This is a genomic window from Paenibacillus sp. JCM 10914 (assembly GCF_001315105.1).
Lineage (GTDB): Bacteria > Bacillota > Bacilli > Paenibacillales > Paenibacillaceae > Paenibacillus_AQ.
In genome coordinates this window covers 61,027-75,038 of sequence record NZ_BAZR01000027.1, presented here as the reverse complement: position 1 = coordinate 75,038, position 14,012 = coordinate 61,027, and the positions used below count along the sequence as shown (strand labels likewise).

Sequence of the window (14,012 nt, the reverse complement as noted above, 5' to 3'; positions counted from 1 at the left end):
CCATACTCCCTACCAACTTTGCAAGCACTTTTTTTGAAAAAGTTTTTTGAAGTTAATCTTCGAAGTTAGTAAGCCGCCGTTTGGCGGCTTCTCTTCGAAAAGGAAGCGAAAATTAATTTACCATAACTTGAGCTTATTCGTCAATACATTTTCTTATTTTTAATGCTTCGTTTGCGGAAACTTCCCGTTACGTGCATATTTGGATAACTCCTTCTGAGGAGCAAACCTAGCATACATCCGAAAAACCGTCTTATAACGATTCGCGATCGCCGCTCTTATATTCTGGTCCAATCTCTGATCACTCAGGTCAAGCAGCATTTCATCCAGTTCCTTGCGCAATACATAGTCAAGCTCTTTACATTCTTTCTCATTAAATAACATTCCCAGCATGATAGGACCTCCTTGTATATGGGGAGAACTACAACATATCTTCAAATCGGATTTAAGCTGAGTCTATGTACTGGTGATTTAACCGAAATAGCCAGGAACCTAAACCGACAGCAAAGCTGTTCTATTCTCACTTAAAGCTTCTCTATAACGCAGCCCCTTCTCATCTGCAAAATTGCTGCTTTATTAGGTATGCACATTTTCCGGGAAAATTATGACAACAGCCACATCGTAATTGTGCTTTCAATGACCGCCGCAATGAGTAACAGTATGACAACCCACAATGAGGCTGTACCAATTTGCGCCATAGCTGCGCCAATCCTCTCCTATCCCGCTTCGATTGGTGAGAACAGCTATGATACTTCTTATTACAAGTCCGCCTAATGCCAAACCGTATCCGCATGCAATGACAATCATCGGGATCTCAATAATGCCGTGCGGAAGCAGACCCTTTACGATCACATCAAACAAGCTTTCACCACTTGCCTGCACAATTCGAAGTAGAAAACCGATGACCATTCCGTTAATGATTAGGAAAAATATCGGCATGATCCCGACCAGCAAACCTGAGAACATGACCAGGACGCTTTTTATCGCATTATTGAAGAATATGAACACAAAGAAACTCCACTCTGGATTGTCAGACGCATTCAACTGTTGGCTTATTTCAGCTAATCCTTGAATTTGCCCTATGAGTAACTCTTCAAAATCATCCGAAATCCAGCCTGCCGTGATTCCGGCCGCAAACAATATCGTTGATATGATAAGCGCTTTGCGGATCGACACTAAATCTTTGAGAAAAATGCTAAATCTAAACATTCGTTACCTCCTAAATTGGTATAACTCACAAGTACGAGCATATCTTGAAAGTATACAAGCTATTGCACATTGTAGGGAGAGGGGCGCACGTATTATGAATTCTTTTTATGTATTCAACGGCAGGAAGATCAAACGGTTTTTCTTCGTTCTTGCTGCAGCCGTGTTTGCGATTGGCGTTATTTATGTGGAGAGCGATAACATCTCGGTCTTCTCCGAGAACAACAACCCGTCGGCGATTTATAGCGTTTCTACGGACAAGAAGCAGATTGCCCTTACATTCGACATTAGCTGGGGTGAGAAGCGCGCAGAGCCCATTCTGCAGGTGCTGAAAGACAATGGCGTGCAGAAGGCCACCTTCTTCCTCTCAGCCCCTTGGAGCAAGACGCATCCGGACATCGTAAACGCCATCAAAGAAAGCGGTTATGAAATCGGCAGCCATGGTTTTAAACACGATAATTACAGCACCCTGACCGATGAAGAGATACGCAAGCAAATTAGCTCCGCCCATGATATTTTAACCGCAATGACAGGTCAAGAACCGAATTTGATTCGAATGCCGAACGGAGATTTTGACAAAAGGGTCCTCAGTATAGCGCAAAGTCTGAATTATACCGTCATTCAATGGGACACCGATTCGCGTGATTGGAAGAACATCGGCGTGGAGAAAATCGTTGACCGCGTCATCTCGAAAGCTCATCCTGGGGATATCGTGCTCATGCATGCCAGCGATTCGGTCAAGCAGACCCATGAGGCGCTGCCTCAAATCATCGAGGAATTGCGTAACCAAGGATATGAATTCGTGACCGTCACTGATTTGCTTCAGCAGGGTACCACCAACGGCACTGAAGTTCGCGATCAAGCCTTACTGCAAAAAAGCATCGAGGATGCAGGCGGTCTGTAGACATTCGACTTCATAAATATAAGTATTTCCATAATGTTTAACAAAAAAAGAGCTATAATCAGCTCTTTTTTTCGTCTTGTGTAACTTTATGAAGCGTTAGAATTTGGTATGCATTACAGATCAGCAATGGAATGATGATAAATAGGGTTGCATTCCGTTCCCCTATGCTCAGCACTCCGATGATCTCTACGGTCGTTACCGCGATCATGAAGAAGATCGTAGGGATCCATGCGCTTGCATTGGTACTCTTCGCTTTGAAATACGCCACAACGATGGCAACGATCAAAATACCGATTCCCAGCGTCAGGTCATGCCCCAGGCTTTCGTTCCCGCCTACAAATGTACGGAAGAACATTAATTCAAACAATGCGAGTACGGACAACCCGATCTGGATGTATTGCCATGTTCTCCGCTTGAATATGCCGATTCCCATATAGTTCAAGGTCAGATATGCAAAGAAACCCATCTGGGAATAAACACTCACCAGTGCACCGTACCCAAGCAGGATCAACGGATACAATAATAGATCCGCTGTACCGGTGAATTCTATTGCGCCGTTAAATAGTTGCAGCCCAAGGCCGACGATAACAGCCCCGATGGCTCCGACCAGTAACGTTTTTAGAAATAACTTGGCCCATTTTCTTAAGCTCAATTCGCTTCCACCCCCACAGATCATTATTTTACCAACGTTCACAATAAAAAACCATTCTGAATCCGACATATTTCTGCAAATCCATCACATACTATCCATAGTACCGTAAAAAAGGAGGACAAACGGTGATGAAGTGGCCGTTATTTCGCTTAATGTTAATCATCCTTGTTGCTGTCACGATGCTCACCGGTTGCGGTTCAGATCAGAGCTCGTCCCAGCAGCTCGGTTATAAAGAACTTAAGACGATGGTAGTCGACATTCTCAAGACGGATGAAGGTAAGAAGGCTGTAGAAGATGCATTGGGGAGCGGAACAGGTAATGAGTCCGGTAGCGGTTCGATGGGGATGCGAATGATATCCGCTCAGTCAGGTGATCAAATTCGCATGGCTGTCAAAGATACGCTGATCTCGGATGACTATAAGAAGGAAATCGAGAAGATTATGACGGACCCGAAATTCGCGGGCGATTTTGCGAAAGCCATCAATTCGGAGAGCAAAAAGCTTCACCTGCAGTTAATCAAAGATCCAACGTATCAGAAAGCGATCGAAGATATGCTAAAATCACCCGAAGTCATGAAGTCCTTCCTTGAATTGACGAATACACCGGATTATCGCAAGCAGTCCATGACAGTTATGCAAGAGGCGATGCAGAATCCTCTGTTCCGCATGGAAGTAATGGAGTTGTTGAAGTCCGTTGTTCAGGAAGAACTCCAGCCTAAGGTGGAGAAGAACAAAGGATCGGAACAAGAACAACAAAAAGAACAAGGCGGAAATGGCGAGGGAGACGGAGAACAAAACAAAGACCAGAGCGGCGATGGCAGCGGTGAAGGCAGCGATAGCGGCGGAGAATAGAACATTTATACACAAAACAAGCTCCCGCTGAAGCGGGAGCTTGTTTACTAACTTCTACTAGGATTCAAGTTTATCGGTTATTCTCAACGCAATCGCATCGTAAATCGCTCCACTCTCGGTTCCCGGCTTATAAACAGACGGTGAAAAATCCGGCTCTGACGGATGATTGTCGGGTCCTCCAAGCGGAAGCTGTGCGAGTAATTCCGTGTGCAGGGTTTCTGCAAGCTTCCCGCCGCCCCCACGACCAAACACATAGTCTTTCTCACCGCAATGGGAACATGCATAATACGCCATGTTCTCCACGACGCCAAGAATCTCGTGCTCCGTCTGCAGTGCCATGGCACCTGCTCTGGCTGCAACGAATGCAGCCGTTGCATGCGGCGTGGTGACGATAATCTCTTTGCTCTGCGGGATCATCTGATGCACGTCAAGCGCTACATCCCCTGTTCCAGGCGGAAGATCAAGAAGCATATAATCGAGTTCGCCCCAAGCGACATCACTGAAAAATTGACGCAGCATTTTGCCAAGCATCGGTCCACGCCAGATTACCGGACTATTCTCTCGAATGAAGAAGCCCATGGACATCACTTTTACGCCAAAACGTTCAACAGGATGAATGACGCCATCCTCCGTGACGGTAGGCCCCTCTTCCATTCCCATCATATCTGGAACGCTGAACCCGTATATATCAGCATCAATCAAGCCGACTCTCTTGCCTTGACGAGCCAGGGCAGCAGCTAAATTCACGGTCACTGTGGATTTACCCACCCCGCCTTTACCGCTGGCAATCGCAATAAAATGCACCCCGGACTGCTCGCTTAAGAGAGAATTGCCTTCCATGCCGGCGGCATGCCCTTTAGTCAGTTTATCGCGATCGCTTGGCTCTTCCTGCTGTGAGGTCCCAGCAGAGCCTGTATCCAGCGGCTTCATGCGAATGTAAATTTCTGTTGCGCCCATGGCTTCTAACAATTCTTTGATTTGTGCCTCCAGGGTAGCTCGTATTTCTTCACTACTGTATATGACCGACAGCCTAACCGTATTTTCCTTCACGACAATGTCTCGAATACGCTGAAGCTCCATCAAGCTCTTACCTGTATCGGGATCGCGTAAAGGCTGGAGTATTTCCTGTATCTGTTCTCTGGTCAGCATATGATAAGCACCTCTGCTCTATGTAATAGGATAGACATTGTTCACAATATCTTCTCTATTATACCATTACTGGGCCGCTTGTGACGACTCGTCTATCGTCTCCCCCGACGTATAGCGCAGGATGCCATTATAGATTGAGGCAGCTACCTTCCGCTGATATTTCTCATCACGCAGCAATTCCGATTCTTGAGGGTGTGAGAGGAACCCGACCTCCACCAGAGCAGATGGCATACGCAAAGAGCGCAGCAGATAAATAGTGTCGTCCGTTTTGGCCAAACGTTGAGTGTTCTCCAGGTTATGCCTGATTTCAGTCTGGATGAATTCCGCGATCTTCTTACTTTCCTCATTGTTAGGCGGGTAAAAGGTCTGTGCTCCCCTCCATCGATTGGAAGGTATGCTATTGAGATGTACGCTAATAAAAAGTTCTGCCTGACTCTCCTCTATCTTCCTTACACGCTGCTTCAGGTCCTCGCGCTTCCGCTTCGAATATCCCTTCGTACCTTCGGCGGCCAGATCGTAATCCCCTTCCCTTGTCAGGATTACCGTCGCTCCGGCTTGCTGAAGGTAATCGCGCAGGTACAACGTAATGGCCAGATTGACGTTCTTCTCAATCACGCCTTGACGGCTGACCGCCCCCCCGTCTGGACCTCCGTGACCAGCATCTAGAGCGATGACCTTGCCAGCCAGTGGCAGGCTCCAGGAATTCGATGTCTTGGCAGAGGGAATTTCATACGTCACCACGATAATGAACAACGCCAGTAGTGCAATACCCAGCATGGTTTGCTTGATTCTTCTCCACGATATCCACACCGATACTTCGCCTGATCTCCGCCTGGACATAACAAAACCACCTCGTCCCATGAGTTGTACTACTCCATCATATGGGACAAGGTGGCGGATTATGACTTGGTTATACCGTGACCTGCTCTTTCATGCCCTCGATCAATACCTGGGCAACTTCCGGGCGCGTAAATTCCGGAGGCGGGCAAATCCCCTCTCTCAGCAGACCACGTACTTTCGTGCCTGATAGGGTGAGATGATTCTCTTTAGGATGCGGACAGGTTTTGCTTGAAGCCATATTTCCGCACGTCGTACAGAAAAAGCTATGCTCAAAGAACAGCGGAGTAATGTCCAGTTCCTCAGGTGTGAAATTCGCGAATATCTCCTGTGCTTCATACGTGCCGTAATAATCGCCAACACCTGCATGATCTCGACCCACGATAAAGTGGGTACAACCGTAATTTTTGCGAACGATAGCATGAAAAATAGCTTCTCTAGGTCCAGCATAGCGCATGGCGGCCGGAAATACCCCCAGGAAGGTACGGTCTTCAGGATAATAATTATCCAGCAAGGTTAGATAACTTTTCATCCGAACATTGGCTGGCACGTCATCAGACTTTGTCTCACCTACCAACGGATTAAGGAAGAGTGCATCTACAATCTCCATCGCACTCTTCTGGATGTATTCATGCGCACGGTGAACCGGATTACGAGTCTGAAATCCGACCACGGTCTTCCAGCCGTTCGCCTTAAACTGTTCACGTGTCTTGAGAGGGTCAAAATAAAATTCGCCAAAGCGCTCAGGTCGTGGTCGATTCAGCACTTGGATCGGCCCCCCTACATAGGTGGACGGACGTTCGAACAGCTTCTTGACGCCAGGGTGCTCCGGATCGGCAGTTTTAAACACATGAACCGCCTCATTCGACTGATCCACCTGATATATGCTCTCGATATCAATGATGGCGTAAACGACACCGTCCTCTTCACCTACGAGCGCGGCTTGTTCGCCAATCGCAATCCGGTTGGCTGTGTCGTCCTGGACAGACAGCGTGATCGGAATGCTCCATACCGTACCGTTGGATAAACGCATGGATGAAATGACCGAACGGTAATCGTTCTCGTTCATGAAACCCTGAAGCGGAGAGAAGGCCCCCACACCAATCAAATCCAAATCGGAAACGGCCCACGTATTGACCGGTATCTTGGGAAGTTCATTTGCGCGTTCTAATAATGTATCGCGCTCTTCACCTTGGGCTATCCGCTGTACAAGCGAGCTCCATGAGGCAGGATGGCAGTCATGTATGATTCCTCCTAATATATGCTGATATGAATGAACTATGGACACTTCGGTTACTTATGCAGACCACATTCCGTCTTCTCATGCCCTGACCAGCGTCCTGCGCGTGGATCTTCTCCAGGCATTACTTGTCTCGTACAGTACTCGCAGCCAATGCTCGGATAGTTCTGATCATGTAGCGGGTTGTAGATAATGTCGTTCTCACGTATATAGTTCCATACATCGTCCGTAGTCCAACCTGCAATCGGATTGAACTTAACAAGACCGAATTTCGTATCGTACTCAATCTTTTTCGAGTTAGCTCTTGTCGGTGCTTGGTCTCTCCGAATCCCCGTGATCCAAGCGTCATATTGGGATAAGATACGGGTCAAGGGTTCAACTTTACGGATGTTACAACACTCATTCGGAGCGACGCTCCACAAGGAGTCCCCATGCTGTGCTGCTTGTTCTTCCGGTGTTAGCAGCGGAGATACCCGTACGAATGATAAACCATAATGCTCTTCCATGCGATCGCGTGTCTCATACGTCTCTCTAAAGTGAAAATCCGTGTCCAAATAAAAAATATCGGTCGATGGACTAATCTTCTGAACCATATCAACTAAAACCACATCTTCTGCACCGAAGCTGCATGCGAATGTGATATTGGGAAACGTGTCAATTGCAAAAGCAATGATCTCTTCTGCTGAAGCGGTTTCCAATTCATCCACTTTGTCTCTAATTAGATCTTCTTTCTCCAATAAATTCATGAAATAATTCCCTCCCCCGTCTTATCCCTGAAATTCCTACTGAAATAATATGAATTAAATACAGTATAAAACATTCCTAATAAATGTCAACCATCAAATAGCCTCCTTCACATAACAAAAACCCTTTTCTACAAAAGCAGAAAAGGGTTTTCGATTAGCACGTATATCGAACATTAGGATAAACATTCAGGTAATTAATCCGTAGCCACTGAAGGGTCTCCAGGCTGAGATTTGCCTTTCTCACCACCTTCATCGCTCCCCTCCGATTGGGCCGGAGTTTGGTTGGATGTACGAAGCGGAATTTCCTTGAGGAAGAACACCAAGATAAGTGCTGCAACAAGAACGATCATCCCCGTCAGAAACACCATCGACAAGGTGTTACCCAGCGCATCTCGTATGCTGTCAATCATCTGCATGAATAGCGGCTGCACATCAGCGGGCAGACTTGCTTCTGTCTGTTCGATCAGCGGCTTGTTCATGAGCGTCTGTGGATTTGCAAAGGACACCAGTTTCTCCGCCAGCTGCGGATCCAATGAACTTAGATCAGGCGCGCTGGAAGATTCCATGGCTGATTTCAAGTTTTTCGTGAGATTATTGGCCATGACGGTTCCCATGACAGCGATACCGATTGTCCCCCCAAGATTACGGAACAGTTGGGAAGATGCTGTCGCCACACCAAGCTCCTTGTGTGACACCGCATTTTGCGTAGCGAGTGAGAACACCGGCATACCGAGGCCCAGACCGATACCAAATATGATCGTACTGAGCACAGTAAGCCAAATGTTATCCATGATGACCATAATGCCCATACCCAGTATCATAATAGGTACACCGATTAATGCATAGCGTTTATATTTCCCCGTCTTGGCAATCAACTGACCTGCCACTGCACTCATCCCCATCATAAAGACGGACATCGGAATGGTGACGTATCCCGCATAGGTCGGCGAAATTCCAAGAACCCCTTGCACATAGAAGGAAATATAGATCATAGCTCCCATTAAACCGAAGTTCATGATAAAGCCAATCAGATTGGATACCGTTACAATGCTGTTGCGGAACAGACTCATGGGAAGAATCGGTTCCTTCGCTTTCATCTCAACAAATACAAAGATAATCGCGGCCACAATAGAAGCAGCCAAAAGCCCTATAATCTCGACAGAATCCCAAGGGTATTCCGTACCTGCCCAAGAGAAGGCCAGCAGCATCGGCACGATCGCTATGGTTAATAGCAGCGAGCCCAGATAGTCAATCGATTGCCCAGGCTTGCGTTCGACTTTCGGGAACAGCGTCATAATCATGATAAAGGCTACCACACCCAGCGGCAGGAAGATCCAGAACAACCAGCGCCATTCAATGTTATCAACCAAGTATCCGCCGAGCGTCGGCCCGAGCACACTGGAGAAACCAAAGACAGCAGTCATGAGGCCCATCCACTTGCCCCGTTCGCGCGGGGAGAAGAGGTCACCAACCGACATAAAAGCTGTTGATTGAATAATACCTGCTCCAATGCCCTGAATACCACGGTAAATAATAAATTGATAAACGTCGTTAGATGTACCTGTTAAAAAAGCACCCAACATAAAAAATAATATACCGACTAATATAAAGGGCTTCCGTCCAAACATGTCAGACAGCTTACCTACAAGAATCGTGGCAATTGTTGATGTTAATAAGTAAATGTTAATCGTCCATGTATAATAATCCATTCCATCCAGTATGGCGATGATTCGCGGCATAGCCGTACTTGTAATCGTCTGGTTTATGGCTGCGAAAAACATTGCAGCCATAATCGCAACCATAATGGTTAACTTGCGTTTTTGCGATAAATGCTCCATGCGCTTTGTTCCACCTCTACCCCTTATGTTATTTATCTATATTCGATAGCATCAAAGTGAAGATGCGTCTCAAATGCTGAATGTCCTCTTCAGACAGAATATTAAAAAAACTTTCAATCATTTCTTTCTGATCTTTCTTCACCTTCATTAACATCTCAAGTCCTGGCTCCAGGATCGTGATGTTCACAACTCTTCGATCATCCTCTGCCCGTTCCTTCTGTACATATCCTTCTGCGACCAGCTTATCTGTCAGCCCGGTAATAGCCGGTGGTGTCAGCGTCAACTTCTCGGCAATCTCGGATACCTTCATCGGCCCGCGCATTTTCAACACATACAGCACTTGAAATTGTGGAAAGCTTAGATTATACTTCCCCGCACTCGATTTGTTCCACTCTTGCGAAATGTTCTTGAGCAGAGCCCGGAACATAGATGATACTTGAAAAATTTCCTCATTATGATCCAATCATATCCCCCTTATCTTTCACTAAAATCGATTATCTGATTAATAATTAATTGATAATTAATTAACCACTTAAGTAAATGCAATATTTAATATATCTCCATTTACATATATAGTCAAGGGTATTTCAAAACATTCTTTCGTGTAAATTTGTGGCTGCATCTTTATACCCTATAACCACATTCAAAAGCCCGCCTTCACCGTGATTATCCATCACTAGAAAGCGGGCATGCAGTAATAAAAAAGTCCTTGACCCATGGGCCAAGGACTTCGTAGATACAATATTAACGTTTGGAGAACTGAGGTGCGCGACGAGCCGCTTTAAGACCGTATTTCTTACGCTCTTTCATACGAGGGTCACGAGTCAGGAATCCAGCTCTTTTCAGAGAACCGCGAAGCTCTGGATCTGCTTTCAGCAGGGCACGGGAGATACCGTGACGGATTGCGCCGGCTTGACCGGAAATGCCGCCGCCGTGAGCGATAACGAGTACGTCATAGCTGCCCAGCGTTTCTGTCAGATTCAAAGGTTGTTTTACGATCAGTTTGAGTGTTTCCAAACCGAAGTATTCATTAATATCACGTTTATTGATGACAATGCGTCCTTCACCCGGTACGAGGCGTACACGTGCTACCGAGTGCTTACGACGACCTGTCCCATAGTATTGTACTTGTGCCATGAAACTGTCCTCCTTTTTAATTAACCGCGAAGTTCGTAAACTTCTGGTTTTTGTGCTTCATGTGGATGCGCTGTGCCTGCATATGCTTTCAATCTCAGCTTCATTTTCTCGCCCATGCGAGTTTTAGGAAGCATGCCGTGAACTGCACTTTCGATTACACGCTCTGGAAATTTAGCAAGCAGATCTTGAGCTGAAGTTACCTTCAATCCACCTGGGTGCAGGGAGTGACGGTAGTAGTTTTTGTTCTCCAACTTTTTGCCAGTGAGGTGGATCTTCTCGGAATTGATAACAACCACGAAATCCCCTGTGTCAACATGTGGAGTAAATTGAGGCTTATGTTTGCCGCGGATCAGAGCCGCAACTTCACTTGCCAAACGGCCAAGCGTCTTGCCTTCGGCATCAACGATGTACCATTTGCGCTCAACTTCATTTGGCTTCGCCATATAGGTGGTACGCATGTATAGTTCCTCCTTGTATTCGTCCGAAAATCATCATTAATTTTCATCATTTATCTTCGTTCATGTGTAAAGCATTGTCATGGTGTTGCTATGTTGGTTTTTGGCATTTTCTTAACCGGGGCTGTGGGAGAGCCGTTAAGAAAACACAACTTATATAATACAGGATTGAGCCCACTTTCGCAAGTGTTTTTTAGACTATCTGCTTCGGTTGGTTTATCAGTCGAACAAGTCACCAAACACATCCAGAACGGACTTCTTTTTCTTTTTGTGATAGCCTTTGCCATGGTCGGGATGTCTTCGGTCATAATCTGAATCTCTGTCATAGGATCTGTCGCTGCGATCGCTCCGGCGATCATCCTCATGCCGATCGTACCACTCGTTAAAAGCAGGACGTGCTTCCCTTACCTCGGTCATTAGCTTTTCCAGCTCTCCCCGGTCCAGCCAAACTCCCTTACAGCTTGGGCATACATCAATGAGAACACCGTCTTTCTCTACTTCACGCATACGAACATTATCACATACTGGACAATTCATCAGATTTGATCCTCCTCTTATTTTGATACCTTTTACGTATTAGACAAGATCGGGTTGCGTATTTCCGTCGATATCATATTCCAAATCCCATAACATTAGCCCGGTACTCATCGCTGTAGGACCAGCTGCTGCTCGATTCTTAGCCTCCAGTATCATCTTCATCTGATCCGGATGCCGCTTGCCTTCTCCCACCTCCAGCAACGTCCCCATAATAATGCGAACCATATGCTGAAGGAACCCGTTTCCCGTTAAGTACGTATGCACGATTCCTTGATCCCTCGGATTGGGGCGACACATCGAGGTATCGGTCTCCATCCTCGCCTCAAATATCGTACGCACGTGTGAAGTTTTGGTTGATTTGCGAGATGCGAACGATGTGTAATCATGCGTTCCGATTAGATGCGAAAGCCCCTGCTCCATCGCTGGAATATCCAGCTTGCCATGATGATGAAACTGGTATCTCCGATTAAATAAATCAGGAAATTGATTCGCATTAATCGTATAACGATAGGTCTTGCGTTTGGCTGCGTGGCGGGAATGGAACTCCATCGGTACCTCCATCACATCCGAGACGACGATATCAGGCGGCAACCATGTATTTAAAGCCATGCACCAACGCTGTAAAGGTATTGGAGAAGCCGTATAGAAATTAAAGATCTGCATCCGGGCATGCACACCGGCATCCGTCCGGCCCGAAGCTGTAATCTTTAGTTCTTCACCGGATAAACGACGAATCGCTTCCTCCAGATAATCCTGTATCGTGTGGCCGCCTGGCTGTGTCTGAAAGCCGTTATAATCGGTTCCGTCGTAGCTGACCTTCATCAGAAGATTACGCATGCTATCCTCCTGGGTGATTTCATTCATCAAAAAAAGAGCCCCATAGGAGCTCCTTTTCGTCATGGCAGGCTATAACCCTTCGAGTCAGCCGCATGACTAGAAGGTCCCCGTTATCATTGCCCATGGAGTAGACGAGATGAGTCGAAGCAAATGATCGACTGAATCTCGCACCACTTCCCGTTCATGGCTACAGGAATAATCCTTGGTGTAGCCGGGCATACATAACTACAGTCACTTCAATAGAATGAATCGAAATTACGCGCGATCCACCAGTTCCAAGTAAACCATTGGAGCTGCATCACCACGACGAGGACCCAGCTTGAGGATACGAGTGTATCCGCCTGGACGCTCGGAGTAGCGTGGAGCAATGTCGGAGAACAATTTTTGAATAGCGTCTTGTTCGCCATCTACAGTCTCGCGACGTACGAATGCAGCAACTTGACGACGAGCATGCAGATCACCTTTTTTTGCTTTTGTGATCAGCTTCTCAGCGATAGAACGAACTTCTTTCGCTTTGGCTTCTGTCGTTTGAATGCGCTCATATAAGAACAGGTCGGTTACCAGGTCACGGAACAACGCTTTACGCGCACTGGAATCGCGGCCCAACTTTTGGTATGCCATGTGTTTTCCCTCCTTTGCTAAGCTAAGCCGATCTTGAAGCTATTCTTCCGTACGAAGTCCCAGACCCAACTCTTCGAGCTTCTCTTGAACTTCCTCCAAGGATTTGCGTCCGAGGTTCCGGACCTTCATCATATCCTCTTCGGTTTTCGTTGTCAGCTCTTGTACCGTATTGATACCAGCACGTTTCAAGCAGTTGTAGGAACGAACGGAAAGATCCAACTCTTCGATCGTCATTTCAAGCACTTTTTCTTTCTTGTCTTCTTCTTTCTCGACCATGATCTCAGCATCTTTCGCTTCGTCGGTCAAACCTACGAAGAGGAACAGATGCTCCGTCAGGATTTTCGCGCCGAGGCTAACCGCTTCTTCCGGACGGATGCTGCCATCTGTCCAGATTTCAAGCGTCAGCTTATCGTAGTTAGTTACTTGACCAACACGCGTATTTTCCACGCCGTAGTTCACACGGCTAATGGGAGTATAGATCGAATCGACGGGAATGACGCCGATAGGCTGGTCATCGCGTTTGTTCCGATCCGCCTGGACATAGCCACGACCGCGACTCGCAAAAATACGCATATGAAGTCTAGCTCCAGGGCCGAGCGTTGCAATATGAAGATCTGGATTCAGAATCTCCACATCACTATCGGCACGGATGTCACCAGCAGTAACAACCCCTTCACCTTCCGCATCAATCTCGAACACTTTCTCTTCATCGGAATGAATTTTCAGAGACAAAGCTTTTAGGTTCAGGATGACTTCGGTCACGTCTTCCATGACACCCGGAATCGTGGAGAATTCATGCAGTACACCATCGATTTGAACCGATGTAACTGCAGCACCCGGGAGTGAGGACAGCAGGATGCGGCGAAGCGAGTTCCCCAGCGTCGTGCCATATCCTCTCTCCAGAGGCTCAACTACGAATTTCCCATAGGTTCCTTCTTCATTGACATCAACGGTCTCAATTTTCGGCTTTTCGATTTCAATCACGCAAGTACCCCTCCTTCAAAC

Annotated in this window: 16 protein-coding genes and 1 pseudogene; 2 read left to right on the top strand and 15 right to left on the bottom strand. The window is 46.7% G+C overall.

Going from position 1 to position 14,012, the window contains the following annotated elements:
• Nucleotides 1-159 precede the first annotated feature (159 nt).
• Nucleotides 160-390 (bottom strand): hypothetical protein, encoded by a 231-nt coding sequence (locus JCM10914_RS22465; RefSeq protein ID WP_023964983.1) that lies wholly within the window; start codon nt 388-390, stop codon nt 160-162.
• A gap of 240 nt (nt 391-630) precedes the next feature.
• Complete coding sequence (locus tag JCM10914_RS22460; protein ID WP_023964981.1) at nt 631-1,206, bottom strand: stage II sporulation protein M; 576 nt, start codon at nt 1,204-1,206, stop codon at nt 631-633.
• A 94-nt stretch (nt 1,207-1,300) separates the two neighbouring features.
• Here JCM10914_RS22460 and pdaB point away from each other — a divergent pair, with 94 nt between their 5' ends.
• Nucleotides 1,301-2,107: a polysaccharide deacetylase family sporulation protein PdaB gene (pdaB, locus tag JCM10914_RS22455; RefSeq protein ID WP_023964979.1), complete on the top strand. Its 807-nt coding sequence runs from the start codon at nt 1,301-1,303 to the stop codon at nt 2,105-2,107.
• Nucleotides 2,108-2,165: 58 nt separating this feature from the next.
• Here pdaB and JCM10914_RS22450 read toward each other — a convergent pair whose 3' ends face one another.
• Nucleotides 2,166-2,759: a KinB-signaling pathway activation protein gene (locus JCM10914_RS22450; RefSeq protein WP_036719611.1), complete on the bottom strand. Its 594-nt coding sequence runs from the start codon at nt 2,757-2,759 to the stop codon at nt 2,166-2,168.
• A gap of 128 nt (nt 2,760-2,887) precedes the next feature.
• Here JCM10914_RS22450 and gerD point away from each other — a divergent pair, with 128 nt between their 5' ends.
• Nucleotides 2,888-3,610, top strand: coding sequence for a spore germination lipoprotein GerD (gerD, locus tag JCM10914_RS22445; protein WP_023964975.1), 723 nt, complete (start codon nt 2,888-2,890; stop codon nt 3,608-3,610).
• 57 nt (nt 3,611-3,667) lie between these two features.
• On the opposite strand, the gene JCM10914_RS22440 is transcribed toward gerD, so the two are convergent.
• From JCM10914_RS22440 to JCM10914_RS22385, 12 genes and pseudogenes are all read right to left on the bottom strand, one after another.
• Nucleotides 3,668-4,759 (bottom strand): Mrp/NBP35 family ATP-binding protein, encoded by a 1,092-nt coding sequence (locus JCM10914_RS22440; RefSeq protein ID WP_023964973.1) that lies wholly within the window; start codon nt 4,757-4,759, stop codon nt 3,668-3,670.
• 66 nt (nt 4,760-4,825) lie between these two features.
• Complete coding sequence (gene cwlD / locus JCM10914_RS22435) at nt 4,826-5,599, bottom strand: N-acetylmuramoyl-L-alanine amidase CwlD (protein WP_023964971.1); 774 nt, start codon at nt 5,597-5,599, stop codon at nt 4,826-4,828.
• A 70-nt stretch (nt 5,600-5,669) separates the two neighbouring features.
• Nucleotides 5,670-6,838: pseudogene (gene sat, locus JCM10914_RS22430) on the bottom strand (sulfate adenylyltransferase).
• 51 nt (nt 6,839-6,889) lie between these two features.
• Nucleotides 6,890-7,582, bottom strand: a complete 693-nt coding sequence (locus JCM10914_RS22425) for a phosphoadenylyl-sulfate reductase (RefSeq protein WP_023964967.1) — start codon at nt 7,580-7,582, stop codon at nt 6,890-6,892.
• Between the two features lie 194 nt (nt 7,583-7,776).
• Nucleotides 7,777-9,420, bottom strand: a complete 1,644-nt coding sequence (locus JCM10914_RS22420; RefSeq protein WP_023964966.1) for a DHA2 family efflux MFS transporter permease subunit — start codon at nt 9,418-9,420, stop codon at nt 7,777-7,779.
• Between the two features lie 28 nt (nt 9,421-9,448).
• Complete coding sequence (locus tag JCM10914_RS22415; RefSeq protein WP_023964964.1) at nt 9,449-9,883, bottom strand: MarR family winged helix-turn-helix transcriptional regulator; 435 nt, start codon at nt 9,881-9,883, stop codon at nt 9,449-9,451.
• Between the two features lie 281 nt (nt 9,884-10,164).
• On the bottom strand, nt 10,165-10,557 hold the full coding sequence (gene rpsI / locus JCM10914_RS22410; RefSeq protein WP_023964962.1) for a 30S ribosomal protein S9: 393 nt from the start codon (nt 10,555-10,557) through the stop codon (nt 10,165-10,167).
• A gap of 20 nt (nt 10,558-10,577) precedes the next feature.
• Complete coding sequence (gene rplM / locus JCM10914_RS22405) at nt 10,578-11,015, bottom strand: 50S ribosomal protein L13 (protein WP_023964960.1); 438 nt, start codon at nt 11,013-11,015, stop codon at nt 10,578-10,580.
• Between the two features lie 216 nt (nt 11,016-11,231).
• Entirely contained in the window at nt 11,232-11,549 is a 318-nt protein-coding gene (locus JCM10914_RS22400) for a zf-TFIIB domain-containing protein (protein ID WP_023964958.1), read from the bottom strand.
• 39 nt (nt 11,550-11,588) lie between these two features.
• Nucleotides 11,589-12,386: a tRNA pseudouridine(38-40) synthase TruA gene (gene truA, locus JCM10914_RS22395; RefSeq protein WP_023964956.1), complete on the bottom strand. Its 798-nt coding sequence runs from the start codon at nt 12,384-12,386 to the stop codon at nt 11,589-11,591.
• 255 nt (nt 12,387-12,641) lie between these two features.
• On the bottom strand, nt 12,642-13,007 hold the full coding sequence (gene rplQ, locus JCM10914_RS22390; protein WP_023964954.1) for a 50S ribosomal protein L17: 366 nt from the start codon (nt 13,005-13,007) through the stop codon (nt 12,642-12,644).
• 39 nt (nt 13,008-13,046) lie between these two features.
• A complete protein-coding gene (locus tag JCM10914_RS22385; RefSeq protein WP_023964953.1) occupies nt 13,047-13,991 on the bottom strand; it encodes a DNA-directed RNA polymerase subunit alpha in 945 nt (314 codons plus the stop codon).
• Between the last annotated feature and the right edge of the window lie 21 nt (nt 13,992-14,012).

What these genes read in the sequence shown, in the direction of transcription:
- rpsI (WP_023964962.1), bottom strand. Translation starts at nt 10,557, where the DNA reads ATGGCACAAGTACAATACTATGGGACAGGTCGTCGTAAGCACTCGGTA.
- truA (WP_023964956.1), bottom strand. Translation starts at nt 12,386, where the DNA reads ATGCGTAATCTTCTGATGAAGGTCAGCTACGACGGAACCGATTATAAC.
- JCM10914_RS22440 (WP_023964973.1), bottom strand. Translation starts at nt 4,759, where the DNA reads ATGCTGACCAGAGAACAGATACAGGAAATACTCCAGCCTTTACGCGAT.
- JCM10914_RS22400 (WP_023964958.1), bottom strand. Translation starts at nt 11,549, where the DNA reads ATGAATTGTCCAGTATGTGATAATGTTCGTATGCGTGAAGTAGAGAAA.
- JCM10914_RS22465 (WP_023964983.1), bottom strand. Translation starts at nt 390, where the DNA reads ATGCTGGGAATGTTATTTAATGAGAAAGAATGTAAAGAGCTTGACTAT.
- pdaB (WP_023964979.1), top strand. Translation starts at nt 1,301, where the DNA reads ATGAATTCTTTTTATGTATTCAACGGCAGGAAGATCAAACGGTTTTTC.
- JCM10914_RS22460 (WP_023964981.1), bottom strand. Translation starts at nt 1,206, where the DNA reads ATGTTTAGATTTAGCATTTTTCTCAAAGATTTAGTGTCGATCCGCAAA.
- gerD (WP_023964975.1), top strand. Translation starts at nt 2,888, where the DNA reads ATGAAGTGGCCGTTATTTCGCTTAATGTTAATCATCCTTGTTGCTGTC.
- rplM (WP_023964960.1), bottom strand. Translation starts at nt 11,015, where the DNA reads ATGCGTACCACCTATATGGCGAAGCCAAATGAAGTTGAGCGCAAATGG.
- JCM10914_RS22425 (WP_023964967.1), bottom strand. Translation starts at nt 7,582, where the DNA reads ATGAATTTATTGGAGAAAGAAGATCTAATTAGAGACAAAGTGGATGAA.
- JCM10914_RS22420 (WP_023964966.1), bottom strand. Translation starts at nt 9,420, where the DNA reads ATGGAGCATTTATCGCAAAAACGCAAGTTAACCATTATGGTTGCGATT.
- cwlD (WP_023964971.1), bottom strand. Translation starts at nt 5,599, where the DNA reads ATGTCCAGGCGGAGATCAGGCGAAGTATCGGTGTGGATATCGTGGAGA.
- rplQ (WP_023964954.1), bottom strand. Translation starts at nt 13,007, where the DNA reads ATGGCATACCAAAAGTTGGGCCGCGATTCCAGTGCGCGTAAAGCGTTG.